At 47.3% G+C, this 17,087-nt stretch carries 15 protein-coding genes; 9 read left to right on the top strand and 6 right to left on the bottom strand.

Annotated elements, in window-relative coordinates; translation table 11 throughout:
* Window positions 1-6 precede the first annotated feature (6 nt).
* The 3 genes from CWB98_RS14325 to tsaA form a co-directional block, all read right to left on the bottom strand.
* Window positions 7-807 carry a UDP-2,3-diacylglucosamine diphosphatase gene (locus tag CWB98_RS14325; protein WP_138545480.1) on the bottom strand — a complete coding sequence of 267 codons (801 nt, stop codon included), beginning with the start codon at window positions 805-807 and terminating at the stop codon, window positions 7-9.
* Between the two features lie 132 nt (window positions 808-939).
* The gene (locus CWB98_RS14330; RefSeq protein WP_138545481.1) at window positions 940-2,664 is read right to left on the bottom strand and encodes a proline--tRNA ligase; all 1,725 of its coding nucleotides are present in this window, start codon (window positions 2,662-2,664) and stop codon (window positions 940-942) included.
* A 157-nt stretch (window positions 2,665-2,821) separates the two neighbouring features.
* On the bottom strand, window positions 2,822-3,532 hold the full coding sequence (gene tsaA / locus CWB98_RS14335; RefSeq protein WP_138545482.1) for a tRNA (N6-threonylcarbamoyladenosine(37)-N6)-methyltransferase TrmO: 711 nt from the start codon (window positions 3,530-3,532) through the stop codon (window positions 2,822-2,824).
* A gap of 150 nt (window positions 3,533-3,682) precedes the next feature.
* On the opposite strand from tsaA, the gene CWB98_RS14340 reads away from it, so the two are divergent.
* The gene (locus tag CWB98_RS14340) at window positions 3,683-4,036 is read left to right on the top strand and encodes a hypothetical protein (protein ID WP_138545483.1); all 354 of its coding nucleotides are present in this window, start codon (window positions 3,683-3,685) and stop codon (window positions 4,034-4,036) included.
* On the opposite strand, the gene CWB98_RS14345 is transcribed toward CWB98_RS14340, so the two are convergent.
* Complete coding sequence (locus CWB98_RS14345; protein WP_138545484.1) at window positions 4,033-4,794, bottom strand: response regulator; 762 nt, start codon at window positions 4,792-4,794, stop codon at window positions 4,033-4,035. The two genes, CWB98_RS14340 and CWB98_RS14345, sit on opposite strands and share 4 nt — an antisense overlap.
* A gap of 331 nt (window positions 4,795-5,125) precedes the next feature.
* Between CWB98_RS14345 and CWB98_RS14350 the strand changes: the two genes are divergently transcribed.
* Complete coding sequence (locus tag CWB98_RS14350) at window positions 5,126-5,920, top strand: MipA/OmpV family protein (RefSeq protein WP_138545485.1); 795 nt, start codon at window positions 5,126-5,128, stop codon at window positions 5,918-5,920.
* Window positions 5,921-5,960: 40 nt separating this feature from the next.
* Here CWB98_RS14350 and CWB98_RS14355 read toward each other — a convergent pair whose 3' ends face one another.
* Together CWB98_RS14355 and CWB98_RS14360 are read right to left on the bottom strand one after the other, a co-directional pair.
* A complete protein-coding gene (locus tag CWB98_RS14355) occupies window positions 5,961-6,443 on the bottom strand; it encodes an acyl-CoA thioesterase (protein ID WP_054015173.1) in 483 nt (160 codons plus the stop codon).
* A 117-nt stretch (window positions 6,444-6,560) separates the two neighbouring features.
* Window positions 6,561-8,210, bottom strand: coding sequence for an electron transfer flavoprotein-ubiquinone oxidoreductase (locus CWB98_RS14360; protein ID WP_138545486.1), 1,650 nt, complete (start codon window positions 8,208-8,210; stop codon window positions 6,561-6,563).
* A 176-nt stretch (window positions 8,211-8,386) separates the two neighbouring features.
* On the opposite strand from CWB98_RS14360, the gene CWB98_RS14365 reads away from it, so the two are divergent.
* From CWB98_RS14365 to CWB98_RS14395, 7 genes are all read left to right on the top strand, one after another.
* Window positions 8,387-9,139, top strand: a complete 753-nt coding sequence (locus tag CWB98_RS14365) for an electron transfer flavoprotein subunit beta/FixA family protein (RefSeq protein WP_138545487.1) — start codon at window positions 8,387-8,389, stop codon at window positions 9,137-9,139.
* A complete protein-coding gene (locus CWB98_RS14370; protein WP_138545488.1) occupies window positions 9,136-10,062 on the top strand; it encodes an electron transfer flavoprotein subunit alpha/FixB family protein in 927 nt (308 codons plus the stop codon). Before CWB98_RS14365 ends, CWB98_RS14370 begins: the two co-directional genes overlap by 4 nt.
* 449 nt (window positions 10,063-10,511) lie before the next feature.
* A complete protein-coding gene (locus tag CWB98_RS14375; protein ID WP_138545489.1) occupies window positions 10,512-13,301 on the top strand; it encodes a TonB-dependent receptor in 2,790 nt (929 codons plus the stop codon).
* A 47-nt stretch (window positions 13,302-13,348) separates the two neighbouring features.
* Window positions 13,349-14,623: a metallophosphoesterase gene (locus CWB98_RS14380; protein ID WP_138545490.1), complete on the top strand. Its 1,275-nt coding sequence runs from the start codon at window positions 13,349-13,351 to the stop codon at window positions 14,621-14,623.
* Between the two features lie 191 nt (window positions 14,624-14,814).
* Window positions 14,815-15,942: a PAS domain-containing protein gene (locus CWB98_RS14385; RefSeq protein WP_249364683.1), complete on the top strand. Its 1,128-nt coding sequence runs from the start codon at window positions 14,815-14,817 to the stop codon at window positions 15,940-15,942.
* Between the two features lie 330 nt (window positions 15,943-16,272).
* Entirely contained in the window at window positions 16,273-16,752 is a 480-nt protein-coding gene (locus CWB98_RS14390) for a hypothetical protein (RefSeq protein WP_138545491.1), read from the top strand.
* The gene (locus tag CWB98_RS14395) at window positions 16,745-17,032 is read left to right on the top strand and encodes a transcriptional regulator (protein WP_138545492.1); all 288 of its coding nucleotides are present in this window, start codon (window positions 16,745-16,747) and stop codon (window positions 17,030-17,032) included. Before CWB98_RS14390 ends, CWB98_RS14395 begins: the two co-directional genes overlap by 8 nt.
* Window positions 17,033-17,087: the final 55 nt, after the last annotated feature.

The following is a 17,087-nucleotide window of genomic DNA, read 5'->3' on the forward strand; positions in this document are numbered from 1 at the left end:
AATGGTTCAGGCAGCCTTGACGTCCTCAGAGGAGGCTACTTCAGGCTCGATCACGGTCAGAACTTTCTTAATGTCAGACCAATGTAGTAATTCAATTCGGCCTTGTTCATTTTCTACCAGCGCAGTACAATTTTCTATCCAGTCGCCATCATTGCAGTACACGATACCATCCATGACAGCAATCCTTGGTTGATGTATATGACCGCAAATAATGCCATCAACACCGCGTTTTTTCGCTTCGTGCACCGCAGCTTGTTCGAAAGCATGGATGGCTTCACGGGCTTTATGAACCCGGTTCTTTAGCCATGAAGCCAAAGACCAATAGTGTCCGCCATAAAGCCTGCGTACTCGATTGGTCCAGCGGTTAAGAAACAGCAAGAAGTCATAGGCTGCATCGCCTATGATGCTTATCAGCTTGTTGTAGCGGGTTGCTGAATCAAAATCATCACCATGCAACAACAAAAATTGCTTACCTGCAGACGTAGTATGAATATAGGTTTTGTGTACTTCAACATGAAACAGAGTTTTACCTACGTAACTGCGAAAAGTCTCATCGTGATTACCGGGAATGTAAATAACTTTAGTGCCATTTTCAGCCTTGCGTTGAATACATTCGAGTACCTGGTAGTGGCTGGAATGCCAGAAAAACTGCCTCTTGAGTGACCATAGGTCTACGATGTCACCGACAAGATACAGGGTGTCGCAACGTGTGCTGTTCAGAAAGTCCAGCAGAAACTCGGCTTTGCAGTCTTTATAGCCCAGATGTACATCAGAGATCCAAATTGTTGGATAGTAGGTTTGTGTCATAGCCATACTCTCGAGCGTAATAAACCCTAAGTTAGAGACGAGGGATGACAAAAACAGGGCAGTTAAGAGAAGCTATTGTGACAGTGGGGATAAAGCAGAGCACAGCTCAGTGTACTCTGCCGAAGAAGGGGGTTATTTACCCAATGCTTTGGCGATCTCTGCTACTGCAGAGTCGATGTCCAGCATCAGTTTTTCACCAGTACGACGGTTTTTAAGCTCAACCTGATTGTTATCCAGGTTACGCTCGCCTATCACCAGTGTAAATGGCACGCCCAATAGCTCCATGTCGTTGAACATCACACCCGGACGTTCTTTACGATCGTCAAATAGTACCTCAACACCGGCCGCTTGCAGGTCTGTATAAAACTTCTGTGCAATATCAGGGATGCGATGCGATTTATGCATATTCATTGGTACAATAGCCAGCTCAAACGGCGCAATGGCCTGTGGCCACTTAATGCCGTAATCGTCATTATTCTGCTCGATGGCAGCCGCAACGATACGCGAAACACCAATACCGTAACAGCCCATGGTCATGACCTGGTTTTTACCACTTTCACCTAGTACGCCAGCGCTCATGGCTTCTGAGTACTTAGTACCTAGCTGGAAAATGTGACCAACTTCAATACCACGTTTGATCTGCAGCGTGCCTTTACCACACGGACTTGGATCGCCTTCAACCACATTGCGCAGATCTGCAACCGTATAGTCTGTCACATCACGATCCCAGTTAATACCACTGTAGTGAACGCCATTTTTATTCGCACCTGCAACGAAGTCGGCCATGACAGCAGCGCTGCGATCGACGATAACAGGCATGCTCAGACCAACCGGGCCCAGTGAACCAGGCTTAGCGCCAATGGCTGCAATAATGTCTTCTTCTTTGGCCATTTCCAGCGGCGAATCAACCAGAGGTAGTTTCTCAGCTTTAAGCTCATTCAACTCGTGATCACCACGCAGAATAAGCGCAACCAGACCACGCTTATCGTCTTCGTCCGGTGCACCATAGACTATCAGAGTCTTCACACCACGATGTGGTTTAACACCGTGCTTTGCTTTTAACTCGGCTATCGTGTTGGCTTCAGGCGTGTCAAAGGTGTTAAGCGCTTTTGATGGCTCTGGACGAGGCTCAGATGGCGCAATTGCTTCCGCTTTTTCAATGTTTGCAGCATAGTCACTTTCAGTACTGAAAGCGATAGCATCTTCACCCGATTCAGCCAAAACGTGGAACTCGTGCGACACACTGCCACCGATAGAACCGGTATCTGCGATAACCGGGCGGTAATCCAGGCCCAGGCGTTCAAAGATATTACAGTAGGCCTGGTGCATTGCCTGATAGGTTTTTTCCAGGCACGCTTCGTCCAGGTGGAAAGAATACGCATCTTTCATGGTGAATTCACGGGCACGCATGACACCAAAACGAGGGCGCACTTCGTCACGGACTTTGGTCTGAACCTGATATAAGGTCAGTGGCAGTTGTTTGTAGCTGCTGACTTCACGGCGTACCAGATCAGTGATCACTTCTTCGTGGGTTGGGCCCAGTGCGAACGGACGATTGTGTCTGTCATTGATACGCAGTAGTTCAGGACCAAACTGCTCCCAACGGCCCGACTCTTGCCATAAATCAGCAGGCTGAATGATGGGCATCAGCATTTCAATGGCACCGGCTTTATCCATTTCTTCACGGACGATTTTTTCTACTTTACGCAGCACTTTCAGGCCGGAAGGTAACCAAGTGTATAAACCGGAGGCTAATTTGCGGATCATGCCCGCGCGTAACATCAGCTGATGGCTGATCACTTCTGCATCTGCAGGCGTCTCTTTTTGAGTCGCTAAAATATATTGACTGGTACGCATACTTGTTCCGTTCAATTGATGATTACTCAGGCCTTGGCCCAGGTAGTCATACGTTGTTGTAGTATTTTTGTCGGGTTAGTTTAACAGTGCTAAAACCGCTTAAAAAGCTTTATTTATCGTGAAAAAGCGACAGTTCAGGAGGCTGGGGGATTTTTGTTCAATCCGACTCAGCAATAGCCACTTCAAGCACATGGTTGTGTTCGCCATCTACTTGCCAGCGAATATTAAAGTCATAGAGATTCATGCCATAGTTTTGCGGATTTTCCTGCTTTTTTTTGTATGCAGGGCGAGGGTCTTGTTTGAGTACATTACCAATAAAAGCTCTCAGTTCCGGGTAATGGCTCTGTTGAGAGATAAAATCTTCGGCCTGATCACTAAAAGTCACCGTCATTTGCGTCTCTGGGCGGGTATCTGCAAAACCCGCGGCAGCATCTGTCAGGGCATCTGAATAGGGCAAATAGGGTTTAATATCGACTATCGGCGTGCCATCGAGTAAGTCTATTCCAGATAGCAGTAGTGCGAGTTGACCATTTTTGTACTCGACACCTTCGAGCTTTACGGCACTCATACCAATGCCATTGGGTCTGAAGGTGGCGCGGGTCGCAAATACACCTTTGCGCGCATTGCCGCCTAACCGTGGCGGTCGTACCAAAGCAGAGTACCCTTTGTCTGCGGTCTCGTGAAAGCGGAATAACAACCACAGGTGGCTAAACTCCTCAATACCGCGTACAAACTCTTCTCGATTAAAGTCCTCACAGAATACCAGCTTAGCTTTGGCTTCTGGTACAAGGCGAGGTTGTCTTGGAATGGCAAACTTTTGTTTATAGGGTGAATGAATCACACCAATGGGCTGTATATCGAAGTGCACGCAATATTCCGGTTAGTAAGTTTGCGCGTATTGTAGCGACCTAAAAGCGTTGTAACAAATGGAAGTGAAATTACGCTGTAATCCTGTGTAATTCCCCAGTTTGCTGTTTGTAGCTAGGATCGGGTTATTACATAATGTATTGGTTTGAAAATGTTTAGTATAGAAAGTGCTCCGCAGTCTGAGCAAAAAGGTCGTCTTGTCTCTAATATGATGGAACCGACATACAGTCGTCTGGTAAGTAGTATTTGCCGTCGGGTTTTTACAGAGCAGTCTCCAGTGATGCCGCTGGTCGTGGAGCAACTTTGTAAACGCCGTGTATTTTTACAACCATTATTTGCGGGGGTAGGTGATGGCACTGTTAGGGCCACTCAACTTAACACTGCCCTGCAATGCGAGATTGAGCTGGTAGTGAGTAAGGTCATGTCTCAATGCGATATGCCGCGCCACGAGCTTATCAGGCAAACAAATACAACAATGTTCGAGCTGGCCAGGCAAGCTATCTAATTATTATCTACAACGTCCGGGGCTGCGTTATCCAGGTGTATCATCAGTTTGTCCAGGTTATTACGAACCTGCTCGCTGCATTTATCCAGCTCAAAGCGCACGCCCAGCAAGCAGTCTTGCTCTGGGCCTTCGTTTGCTTCTATACGCACAATCGACCCATACAAAGGGGAAATACTCAAAGCGTGAGGGCCGTTAAAGTTGTCAAAGCTCAGGTTGAATTCGGTGGTTTTGTATAGTTTAAGCGCGTCCACATAATCTGAATAAACCTGCATACCTGTGTGGCTGATGTTATTTACCTTGGCTTCAAGCAGGGCGTCGGATGCAACAATACGCATGGCGTGTGCTGGCAAGGCTGAATGGCGCACTGAGTTACGTTTACAAGCGCCATTCCATGATTTATTCACAGCAGCTTCAAGTTTTTCTGCCCTAAACGGCTTGACGACAAAGTGGCTAACGCCATTTTTAATCGCGGTTATCACAAAATCGCGCTCACCGTTCGAGGTCATCATGATAAAAGGCAGGTCTTTAAATTTTGCGCTATTGCGGACTCGGTAGAGCAGCTCTTCGCCATTCATTTCAGGCATTTGCCAGTCAGAAATAATAATGTCGACGGGCTTTGACTCGAGGATCTGAATTGCCTGCTTACCATTAGCTGCCATGATCACCTGATCTGACCCCAGGCGTGTCTTTATGATATTACGTACGACATTGCGCACTGCGGTACAATCGTCAACCACTAAAAACCGGACATTTCTCACTACTATTTGCTCTTTCTTTGACCACAATTTAAGCCGGCGGCAATCATAGCACAGCTCTTACCAGCAGGTAAGAGCTACATTGGATAAATTTAAACCGTTCCAAAATGGGTGACTTAAATACATGAAGGCACCTGAAATGTGAATAACTGTTGTGATATGGCGCACAAAGTTACAGTTGCTCACAAGGCTCTCACTGAGTTTTGCATGTTTTTATCACATCATGAGTACGTGGAGTTCAAGAGGAAGTCAGCGCATTCGCTTAGCCGTTATCGGCAGACTCCCGAACTTTCAATCTCAGCGCAATAACACTTTTAGAGACTAGGAGCTCATAATGATCGGGATATTTAAAAACTCAGTGGCCATGGCTGGCGGTTTATTTTTGGGTCTGGCAAGCATGTATGGTAACGCCTCCGAGCAAGGGCAGGATGACTGGGAAGTCAAAATTGGTGCAGGTGTATTAGTGGCAGACTTGCCCTGGAAAGGAGTTGGCAATGAATTTGCGATAGTACCGATGGCCGACATCAAAAAAGGTAACTGGTTTTCCAATGAAGACAGCACCATCGGTTATCAATTTTTGAATTTAAATGATACTTTTACAGCTTACGCAGGTCTTGGATATCGCAACGAAGGGTATGATAGTCTGTTTGGTAACACCAGCTCAGACAGTAAAGTGTTTGACGGCTATGACGCACCTGATGGTGAGCTAGTGTTGAACTATGGCGCCAGATTCTTATGGTTCGGTGTATCCGGACATACCGATTTGTCCGACGAATCAGACGCCACCAATTTTGCACTCAGTGCAGAAGTTCCTTTGTATGAAAGTGCTCATGGATTCGGTATTTCGGCACAGGCACAGGTGCGCTGGCTGGATTCAGATTACGTGAATACCGTATACGGGATCAGCGGCAAAAATATCAATGCATCAGTTGGGCGGACAGCGTATCAGACTGACGACAGTGCCGTGAACGTCACGTTTGGCTTAAACGCCTACTACCAGTTGACGCCAGAAGTTACCCTGATAGGCAGTGTAAGCAGAACAGAGCTGGATAGCGTCATCAGCAAGAGCCCTCTGGTTGGTGACGATACTATGGATGTGGCCTTTATCGGCGCACTGTACACCTTTTAAGCGTACTTGCTACACTTGCAAACTCGTTACACACGCTGGGTCAGTCACCCTGATCCAGCGTGTTTTGTAACAGAGACTCGGTCTGAATCGCAATTTCTTTCATCTTAATGGCATATTGCTCCAGCGCTTTTTGTTCCTGGGTTTTTGCTTCAAATTTGGCAACAGGGATAGGGTAACCCGCCTGGTCCATGGCAATAAAACTGATGATACAATGATTGGTTTCGACCATGTGTTGCTTTTGTGGGTCGCCACAACGTACCTGAATAAATATTTGCATGCTGGTTTTGCCGGTATGGGCAATGCGTGCAGAGACTTCAACAATTTGGCCAACCAAAATAGGGCGGTGGAAACGCACACCAGCAACCGATACAGTGACACAATAGGCGCCACTCCAGCCTGCGGCACAAGCATACCCAGCTTGATCGATCCATTTCATTACCACACCACCATGCACTTTGCCGCCAAAGTTTACGTCGGTTGGTTCTGCTAAAAAGCGAAATACCACTTCCGATTGCTGCGCCATAGGGCACCTCATCTTCTAAATATACTTGCTTAAGTATAGAAAAAAAGGGGCATTTTGCCCCGGCAATTTAGGATAAAATCGGATGGTTGCGGGGGAGCTGCCCCCGCTAGGATAGGCTTACATGTTAGGGTAGTTAGGACCACCTGCGCCTTCTGGCGTCACCCAGGTGATATTTTGGCTTGGATCTTTGATGTCGCAGGTCTTACAGTGGACACAGTTTTGTGCATTAATTACGAACTGTTTATCGCCGTTTTCATCTTCGTTGACCTCATAAACGCCAGCCGGACAGTAGCGCTGAGCAGGCTCTGCATACTGTTCAAGGTTCACTTTGATAGGAATAGAGACATCTTTGAGTTGCAAATGACAAGGTTGCTCTTCTTCATGGTTGGTGTTGGATAAAAACACAGACGACAGCTTGTCAAAACTCAGTTTACCGTCCGGTTTAGGATAGTTAATTTCCTGAGAGTCTTTTGCCAGCCTGAGAGAAGCATGATCCAGCGTGGTATCTTTGAGTGTGAATGGCAATGAACCTGAAAACAGGTTTTGGTCAACCATGTTGTAGGCACCACCCAATATGCGACCAAACTTGTGCATGGCCGGGCCAAAGTTACGGGACTGGTAAAGCTCGTCATACAGCCAGCTGCTTTTGAAGTTATCGGCAAACTCGCTTAAATCTGCGCGAAGGTTTTCTTCCCCTAGCGCAGCTAAAATGGTATCCGCAGCTATCATACCCGACTTCATTGCCGTGTGATTGCCTTTGATTTTGGCAAAGTTCAGAGTACCGGCATCGCAGCCAACCAGCAAACCGCCCGGGAAGTGCATTTTAGGCAACGCATGTAGACCCCCTTTGGCAATCGCTCGGGCACCGTATGCAACGCGTTCACCCCCTTCCAGCGTGTCTTTAAATACTTGCTGATGTTTCATGCGCTGAAACTCATCAAACGGGCTCAGGTACGGATTTTTGTAGTTAAGATCTATGATTAATCCGACTACGACCTGATTATTCTCGGCATGGTACATAAACGACCCACCGTGGGTTTCGTTATCGAGCGGCCAGCCCGTACCATGGACAACTTTACCTTCCTGATGTTTTGCCGGGTCAATTTGCCAGATCTCTTTAAAGCCAATCCCATAGTGCTGAGGGGTTGCATCTTTATCCAGTGCAAACTGGCTGATCAGCTGTTTACCCAGATGGCCACGACAACCCTCTGCAAATACGGTGTACTTGGCTCTCAGTTCCATACCTGGCATGTAACTGTCTTTTGGCTCGCCATCTTTGCCAACACCCATATCACCGGTGATGATGCCTTTCACCTCATCATCTTCGACTATCAGCGAGTGCGCGCTGAATCCGGGGAATACTTCCACACCCAGTTGTTCAGCCTGCTCAGCCAGCCAGCGACAGACATTGCCCATAGACACAATATAATTGCCATCATTTTTAAAGGTCTTAGGAACAGCAAAATGCGGGATGCTGGTCGCTTTGCTCTGATCTTTAAACAGGTAGATTTCGTCTTCAGTCACTTTTGTGGTGACAGGGGCATTTTTTTCAGCCCAATCCGGGATTAATTCGTCCAGCGCTTTAGTTTCAAACACAGCTCCAGACAATATATGTGCTCCGACCTCTGAGCCTTTTTCAACGACACAGATCATCAGTTCTTGTTGTTTTTCCTGTGCCTGTTGTGCAAGTCGGATCGCACACGACAGGCCCGCAGGGCCCGCGCCAACAATCACGACATCAAATTCCATGGTTTCGCGTTCGACCATTTTTACCTCACATAGATTGACGGTAGTTTAACTAAAACGAGGCTTTAGTTTTGTTAAGGTTAAGCTAAGGTTATTTTAGGTTGACGTTTACGTCAACAGGAAGTAGTCTGGATTCATTAAATTGTTTTGTTGACGTTTACGTCAGCCCTATAGAATAACCAGATGATGGAGTAACCATGAAAGTACTTGTGCCAATCAAACGCGTGATTGACTACAATGTCAAGGCAAGAGTCAAGGCCGACAACAGTGATGTTGATCTGACCAATGTAAAAATGGCAATGAACCCGTTCTGTGAGATAGCGGTAGAAGAAGCAATCCGCCTTAAAGAAGCCGGTACCGCCAGCGAAGTAATCGCAGTATCAATCGGCGATAAAGCTTGCCAGGAACAACTGCGTACGGCACTTGCTCTGGGCGCTGACAAAGCCATTCATATTGAAACAGATGCTAAGCTGGAGTCGCTTCACGTTGCTAAACTACTGGCAAAGCTGGTAGAGCAAGAAAGCCCTGAATTGGTTATTCTGGGCAAACAATCTATCGATTCTGACAACAATCAAACTGGTCAGATGTTAGCAGCACTTACTAAACGCCCTCAGGGCACGTTTGCGTCTAAAGTCGAAATTGCTAACGGCAAAGCGGTTGTCACGCGTGAAGTAGATGGTGGTCTGCAAACGGTAGCACTTAACTTGCCAGCGGTTGTAACTACAGATCTGCGTCTGAATGAGCCGCGCTATGCATCTCTGCCAAACATTATGAAAGCCAAACGTAAACCACTTGATGTGATTGCAGCAGATACGCTGGGTGTAGATCTGGCGCCGCGTGTGGAGCTGGTTCGTGTGGCAGAGCCCGCTAAACGTGAAGCGGGTATCGTTGTTGAAAGTGTAGAAGAACTGGTTAATAAACTAAAAACTGAAGCTAAGGTGATCTCATGAGCGTACTAGTTATTGCTGAACACGAAAATGGTGTACTAAAGCCAGAAACGGCAAAAGTGGTTCATGCCGCGAGCAAGCTTGGCGCAGAGATCCATGTTCTGGTCGCGGGTCATAACGTTGGATCGGTGGCTGAGGCTGCGGCACAAATCGCAGGCGTAACGGCGGTCAAGTTGGCGGATGACGGCGCGCTTGATCATCAGTTGGCTGAAAGCACAGCGGATTTGGTTATCACACTTGCTGCAGGTTACAGCCATGTTCTGGCTGCGGCATCGACTACAGGCAAAAATATCATGCCTCGCGTTGCGGCCTTGCTGGATAAGTCGCAAATTTCTGAAATTGTAGACGTGGTAGATGCAGACACCTTTATGCGTCCAATCTATGCTGGTAACGCCATTGCTACGGTTAAATCATTAGAAGCACAAAAAGTTATCACCGTGCGTGCCAGTGCGTTTGACGCGGCCGGTGAGCAAGCCCCTGTTGCTGTCGAAACACTTAGTGCGTCGGTCGAAAACACCAGCAGCAGCTTTGTCGGTGTTGAACAAACTGAATCAGAGCGTCCTGAGCTGACAGCGGCACCTGTGGTTATTTCCGGTGGTCGTGGCATGCAAAATGGTGAGAATTTCTCTTTACTTGAAGGAATTGCAGACAAACTGGGTGCTGCCATTGGCGCATCACGTGCTGCGGTAGACGCAGGCTTTGTACCAAACGACATGCAAGTCGGGCAGACAGGTAAAATTGTCGCACCGGACCTGTATATCGCAGTGGGCATTAGCGGTGCTATTCAGCACCTGGCAGGTATGAAGGATTCAAAGGTCATCGTTGCTATCAATAAAGATCCGGAAGCGCCTATTTTCCAGGTGGCAGACTATGGTCTGGTGGCTGATTTGTTCGAGGTATTACCTCAGCTTGAGCAAGCCCTGTAACAACAAATTCTGGTTGTTAAAGCCGTGAGCACTTATATGCCGCGGCTTTTTTCGTTTATTACGGAGTAAACTAAGTCACACTGCGTGTTTTTTGCCGTCTAGGCGTGATATGCACCTACCTAAGCCAGTCAATGCAAAATGTCAGTAGAGCAGGCCAGCTTCCTGTAAGAAAACATCTGAGTTGAAAAACATATCTGCTTGTTTATTTTGGCACCGGGTCAAAATAGCTCATACAAGTCAGCAAGCATGTGACATATGCACATTTATTTCAAAAAAACCACAGTGTTACCGCACCAAAAGGGGTCATTTCAGCTCATTGTGGAGTAAAAACATTCAATTTGGTGGTACATGAGTCGTATTCTCTATCAGGCTGCAATAATTCGTTCATTGAGCACCGTTAAGGTCGTCCCGAAATTTATTAAAACCCCTTTTCTGTGCGAGAAAAAAACATGAAAAACACTCTACCGACTGGTATATCGAAAATCTGTACTGGCGTTGCCATTGCACTGGGCCTGCTGAGTACGTCTGCCTCAGCGAATACATTACAGGGCGAATTGACTGATGCGCAAAATAAGGCGCGTTTTGAGGGGGCAAAGGTCATCATCAAGGAATTGGGCCGTGAAGTCAGCTCTGAGCGAAATGGTGAGTTTAGATTCATCAACCTGCCTGCCGGGACTTACACGTTGGAAGTTCGCTACATTGGCGCACAATCTGTCACTCAGCAAGTCGTGATTAAAGACCAAGAGGTTACTCAGACACGAGTTGTGCTGAGTGCCTATCAGGGCGAAATGGATAATATTATTGTCAAAGGGCAGCGTGCAGGACAGGCCGGAGCCCTGAACAGACAGAAAAATGCCGATGGTATCAAATCTATTGTCAGTGCAGACAGCATTGGTCAGTTACCTGATCAGAATGCAGCAGAAGCGCTGCAACGCTTACCGGGTTTATTCATTGAGCGAGATCAGGGGGAAGGGCGTTTTGTTGGGATCCGGGGCATTGATCCGAACCTGAACAACGTCACCATCAATGGGGCTGCTGTGCCTTCACCGGAAGGAGGTGTTCGCAGTGTCGCCATGGACGTACTTCCGAGCGAAATTATTCAGAGTCTGGAAGTCAGCAAAACAGTCACCCCTGATATGGATGCTAATGCGATTGGTGGCAGTATTGAAGTGAAAAGCTTAAGTGCGTTTGACCGCGAAGGGGAAAGCTACAGTTTTAACGTTCAGGGCGCATACAACGAGCAAGTTGAAAAGAGCAGCCCCAAATTGTCAGCCAGTTATAGCGATATCTATGAGATCAGCAGCCAGACACAGCTGGGTGTTGCAACCGCGGTTTCCTGGTTCGAGCGCAAGTTTGGCTCGCATAATATGGAAACCGATGGCGGCTGGATGGAGCTGGAAATGGAGGACGCCAATACAGGTGAAGAAGTGACATTTTTTGGCGCCGAAGAAATTGAGCAGCGTCTGTATACCATCACGCGTGAACGTCTGGGGGCTGCATTGAATCTGGATCTGCACCAGGGTCTGTTCAATAAGTATTACCTGAGAACCATGTACAGTGAATTCTCGGATAACGAATTCCGTCTGCGTAACGAATACAAGTTCGACAAAGGCGAGTATCTGAGCGATCAATCTGGCGATACTATGGCCTACTTCAGTGGTACCGAAATGGATCGGGACAGCAAAGATAGGTATGAAGAGCAAAGCATCTTGTCTGTGGTGGCCGGTGGTGAGCATTTGGTCAGCGATTGGTTTATAGAATACAGCTTGGTGTACTCAAAGTCTGATGAGCAGGAGCCGGATCGTTTAGATATGGCATTTGCGGCTGAGGATTTGACGTTAGGGTATGCCAGCCTGGGTGATACGCCTACTTTGTCTCGCAGTGAAGGCGCTCATCAATTAAATGGCTTCGAACTGGATGAAATCGTTCATGAAAATAACCTGAGTGAAGACGAGGCGACCAGTTTTAAGCTGGACCTGACAAAAGATCTGGTGATTTCAGGTCACAATGCTGAGCTTAAATTTGGGGTTAAATATCGCGACCGTGAGAAGTTCAACTCTGTCAATGCGGTAGTCTATGACGGCGGATTTGATGATGTGACGGCAGAGCAATTCAAGGCTGTCGCACCTGAGTATGACTTGGGTGACTTTGGTCCGGGTCTGTCTGAGCAGGCCCTGCAAAGCTATTTTGCAAATAACAAAAGTGCCTTCGAGCGCAATGACCAGGAAACCAGCATAGAGTCTAAAGGGCGCAGCTATCGCTCTGAAGAAACAGTCAGTGCGTTATATGCCATGGTTAACATAGATTTTGGTAAACTCAATTTGATCACGGGTGTACGTTACGAGGACACAGATTACACCACCCGAGGCTATCGGGTTGCACTCGAAAAAGACAAACTAACCGACAGCGAACAGGTCAATATCAGTCCATGGGAAGTGGATAAGTCATATGACCACCTAATGCCGAATCTGACTTTGCGTTATGAGCTGGCAGACGATGTGATCTCTCGATTTGCTTATACTCAGACGATTGCCCGTCCAGGATTTGAGGAAGCCGCTGCTTATCAGCTGCTGGAAAGCGAAACGGATGAAGACGACGGACAAGTCGTGACTGAGCGAGAAGGAGAGGTAGGCAACCCCGAGCTGGACCCTTATGAGTCTCACAACTTAGATTTGTCTGTTGAATATTACACAGGCAGCATTGGTGTTATGTCAGCAGGCTTGTTCTACAAGCAAATAGATAACTTCATTACTGAGCAGGAAGTGCAAGATCAGGCCCAATGGGCAGGTTATAAAAAAGTCATGCAGTACGTTAATGGTGGCGAGGCAGACCTGACAGGTATTGAGCTGGCTTACAGCAAAAACTTTAAAAACGGGTTGATGTTTTCTGCCAATACCACCTTAATTGATGCCGATGACAAGCTGACCCGCCAGTCAGATACCGTGGCGAACCTGATGGTCGGGTACGAAGACGACTCTGTGAGTGCGCGTCTGAGCGGCAACTACAAAAGTAAAGCTTACCTGAGCACAGAAAACGATGCCCGTGTATATCAGGACGACCATATGCAGCTGGACTTAAGCGTTAAATACTATTTCACTGAGCAAATGCAGGTGTACTTCAATGCCATTAACCTGACCGATGAACCGCTATACATTTATCACGGTGAGCAAAAGTACAATTTCCAGTATGAGCAATATGGCCGTTCTTTCGAGCTCGGCTTCACATACACTTCTTTCTAACCTGTTTAGCGGAGCGCGCCGGGGAAACCCGGCGCTGTGTTTTATTTATGACTTTAAAGCGATTTGTAGTGTCCTGTCTGAGTGTGTCTGCTCTGGTATCTTTTGCAGCCCAGTCAGATAATTCGGTGTCCTTCCTGGCGTTTGGTGATGGCGGCTACCACCCTGACTACCCCAAGTTAAAACACATCCATAAGCCAAAGAACAAAGCACAATTCATTGCTGCTGAGCGGGCAGACTGGATAGCGGAGCATCGACCAGTTGACGAGTTCAATCACGCGCCGGTTTACGTTTATCCGGGCACAGACATCGCCACTGAGCAAACAGGTGCACTTGCAACTGGCAAAGCGATGGCTAGTTTATGCCAGCAGAAAAAATGCGACTTTGCTATTCAGTTGGGCGACAACATATATCCGGATGGTGCCGGTGCCAACGATGGCAAAGATGATCAACAGCGCATGAACGACCTGATCCTAAAACCGCTGCGTCCGTTATTTGAGCAGCAACCGGATCTGGTCGTATACTCCGCATTAGGCAACCATGACTGGAAAACGTCACGAAAAGGCGTGAAGCTTCAGACAGAATGGATGGCAAAACAACCAAATTTTTATATGTCGCCCAAAGGCTACTACAGCTACACCATAGGTGAACCTGGCAACGATGTAGAGCTGTTTGTACTGGATACTAATATGCTACTCTCAGGTCAGCATTATTACGAGGTGCCGCTACGCCCCGATGGCAGTGAGCAGGGCTTAGCCAGCGCGCTTGCATCCGGCCAGGCAGAGGTTGAAGAGATAGAGCGTCATGAAGTCCCAGTCAACGGCGAAGATCATCGGCAGCTTGCCTGGTTGGCAGATGGATTAAAGCACTCTAAGGCTAAGTGGAAACTGGTGTACGGGCACCATATTTTGTGGTCAATCGGTGGCTCCAAATATGACGAGGGCCATGTACTGAGAAGACTCATTTTACCTGAGCTATGCCAGTATGCAGACGCCTATATTGCGGGGCATGAACACGATCTGGAGCTGTTAACAGACGATTGTAGTCGTGTGATGCCTGGTAACGCTAAACCTAAGCTGCCCTTGATTATCAGCGGAGCTGCAGCAAAAATGCGCGGAACACATACACCGTTTGCACAGCAGCAGGAGAAACGCTATCCAGAATACGATCTGGTATGGTCAAAAAGTTTCATCTGGGGCTTCGCCCATATTGAGCTGGATAACAATCTGGACAAACTGAACGTGTCTTTTTACACGACGCCACATGACCAAAGTGGCAAGCTTGAGGCTGAACAGTCATTTAGTTTTGCGAAACGTAGTGACTGATAAGCAAAGGGATAGCACGTAGGCCAGTGCTGGGGCTATCCCACTCAAGCTGTCAGTGTTTCAGAGCAAAAAATTCATGGTATTCGGTAATTTGCACTATAGTTAAACTCACGCAAACAGACATGCGTACACCACTTACTGCCGTCAGGCGAGCTAGGTACTGTTATTGTCGAATATGAGTTGAGCTGCCAATGAATACCAATGATCCCTCCATGGAAGAAACCCTATTTTTCGGCCAGTTATTGGAAAACTCCTCTCCAATTGAACTACTTAAACAAGTTCTAATGCGCTCGCAGCACGCTATAGTCGTTACCGACGCTAATCGTAATGAGGGTTACCGTATTGTGTATGCTAACAGGGTATTTTGTCGTCATACCGGCTATGAGCTTGCCGAGTTAGTCGGCCAGTCAACTGCTATATTACAAGGACCCAAGAGCAACCGCAGAGTGCTGGCCAGATTAAGCCCGGCGCTCGAAAAAAACGGCTATTTTTACGGTTCTTCGGTCAATTACAGAAAAGACGGATCTATGTATCCGGTTGAATGGAATATCTCAGCCATAACAAATGAAGCGGGTGAGGTGACACATTACATTTCCCTGCAAAAAGATCTCACCAACATGCGCCGTCTGGTGCGGCAGATCCGAGAATCGACGGACGTGTTTAAGCAGTTTTATCAGGAGTCGGCTCGCCAGGGCAGTCGCTTCGGTAAGGGAGCTGATTCCGTACTGAATGCCCTGAAAAGAAGTGCGAAATTGCTCAACGGCCGATTGCATCTCAAGGACAATGTTGAGCTTTTTCAGGAGGCTTTTCCGTATCAGGAGCCAGATGAAAACAGCTTTGATGAGCTATTTTTTGATCTCGACGAAGATTCAGGCAGTGGTGCTGATCAGCGCTTAAACAAACAAGCTATGTCTGCTGAGGCGTTCTGGACCGATAGTCCAATTGAAGAGGATGATGTTGAATCCATTGTTGGGGCTCTGAACGAGTTGGAATCAGAGACAGGTTTAATAGAGCTGAACGGCTATTCTGAAGCTCGGTTTAAAAATGTTGCAAGACTCTACAAAGAACTGGCCAATACCTTGTATTTTTGCATTGAGTTCAACGATGGGGCATTAATGATCGATGAGGTAGCAGATCGTCTAGAGTCTCAGGCCGCGGATCCCGCATTCCCAATCGAGTTTTTGCTGATGTTTAATAAAGACATTAACAGCTGGCTCAATGATGTTTTTGTTGAGAAAGAGACTGACAATGTGTTTAGTGGCGAAAGCAATGCGATTATGGCGGGTGAACAGTTGCTATCTCTTATCGGTGAAAGCTAATTGGCTCGTTGTTGCCGCTGGGGCGGTTGTTGATGTGCGCTCCAAGGGGTTCCTGTCCTGGGTATCCACTGTACACCAAATTAATGTCCTTATCGTGATCTCTGGTCAAGCTTCCAGCTCTGCTGACTGCTCCGGACAATACATAATCTGCCAGGTTCACAATGAGCGGGTTACTCGTTGTCTATAAGAACCTGTAAGCAACCTTAAGCCATTTGGAAGCAGTATAATACTGCATAGCTTTGTGCCTGGGCGCTTTCATATTAATTACTTGCCACTTTGGAAAGTCACTGCTAACCTTTACTTTCCATAACGGAAAGTAAAGGAATGACTATGAACAAAAATTCAAATATCGGGGCAGAGGCAGCACGTGCGTCTCTTATTGCGGCGAATGGCGCTAAGCGTAAGGCTAATCTGCTTTTAAGGCCGCCCGTTTGGTTAAACGTACTTATTAGCCTGCTGGCCGCACTGGCTACAACAGCAAGCGCTCAGGCAAGTCAAAGTAGTTTCTGGACTTTGATAGCGATAGGCGCAGCACTGAGTGTTATTGCATTGGCACTGGGCTGGTCTCATTATCTGCGGGTGTCAGGCGTAAAAGCAAAACACCTGAAAGGTGTATCAAGAAAAACGCTAACTACTGTTGCTCTGGCGTTTTTGAGTGCCTTTATTGTATTGCTCGCAGTTTATCTGACCAAACAGGGTATCTGGCAGTCTGCATATGTCGCAGGTGCGATGATTTTCCTGTTTAGCAGCTTTGCTTTTTATAAGCTGCCGGCGGGAGAGTGGCTGACAAAGGATTCTGGCAATGAGTAAAGCCTGCTTTGATTCACTTATTCATGCCCACAATCGGCTACAGATCTGTGCGTTACTTCACCCCGTCTCAGAGCTTGAGTTTTCTGTGGTTAAGGCACAGCTTGAAGTCAGCGATTCCGTGCTATCCAAACACGTCAAAGCACTTGAGCAGGCTAATTACATCTCAGTGGCAAAGCGAGTAAGCTTATCTCGTCCCCGCACCTGGCTGTCTTTGACTGAGTTAGGTGAAGCGGCTTATCTTGGTCATGTCGCGGCGCTCAGAGAGATTGTTGGTTTGTAAGGACATCGCTTCAAATAACGCTGAACCGACCTTTATTGAGGCGTTTGATTGACAC

It is taken from the genome of Pseudoalteromonas rubra (assembly GCF_005887115.1).
In the GTDB taxonomy this organism is placed as follows: Bacteria; Pseudomonadota; Gammaproteobacteria; order Enterobacterales; family Alteromonadaceae; genus Pseudoalteromonas; species Pseudoalteromonas rubra_F.

Bases quoted from the DNA above. Each gene is read 5' to 3' on its own strand.
- CWB98_RS14380 (WP_138545490.1), top strand. From the start codon at position 13,349: ATGACTTTAAAGCGATTTGTAGTGTCCTGTCTGAGTGTGTCTGCTCTG.
- CWB98_RS14355 (WP_054015173.1), bottom strand. From the start codon at position 6,443: ATGGCGCAGCAATCGGAAGTGGTATTTCGCTTTTTAGCAGAACCAACC.
- CWB98_RS14375 (WP_138545489.1), top strand. From the start codon at position 10,512: ATGAAAAACACTCTACCGACTGGTATATCGAAAATCTGTACTGGCGTT.
- CWB98_RS14340 (WP_138545483.1), top strand. From the start codon at position 3,683: ATGTTTAGTATAGAAAGTGCTCCGCAGTCTGAGCAAAAAGGTCGTCTT.
- CWB98_RS14360 (WP_138545486.1), bottom strand. From the start codon at position 8,210: ATGGTCGAACGCGAAACCATGGAATTTGATGTCGTGATTGTTGGCGCG.
- CWB98_RS14350 (WP_138545485.1), top strand. From the start codon at position 5,126: ATGATCGGGATATTTAAAAACTCAGTGGCCATGGCTGGCGGTTTATTT.
- CWB98_RS14365 (WP_138545487.1), top strand. From the start codon at position 8,387: ATGAAAGTACTTGTGCCAATCAAACGCGTGATTGACTACAATGTCAAG.
- CWB98_RS14370 (WP_138545488.1), top strand. From the start codon at position 9,136: ATGAGCGTACTAGTTATTGCTGAACACGAAAATGGTGTACTAAAGCCA.
- CWB98_RS14330 (WP_138545481.1), bottom strand. From the start codon at position 2,664: ATGCGTACCAGTCAATATATTTTAGCGACTCAAAAAGAGACGCCTGCA.
- CWB98_RS14390 (WP_138545491.1), top strand. From the start codon at position 16,273: ATGAACAAAAATTCAAATATCGGGGCAGAGGCAGCACGTGCGTCTCTT.
- CWB98_RS14385 (WP_249364683.1), top strand. From the start codon at position 14,815: ATGAATACCAATGATCCCTCCATGGAAGAAACCCTATTTTTCGGCCAG.
- CWB98_RS14325 (WP_138545480.1), bottom strand. From the start codon at position 807: ATGACACAAACCTACTATCCAACAATTTGGATCTCTGATGTACATCTG.
- CWB98_RS14395 (WP_138545492.1), top strand. From the start codon at position 16,745: ATGAGTAAAGCCTGCTTTGATTCACTTATTCATGCCCACAATCGGCTA.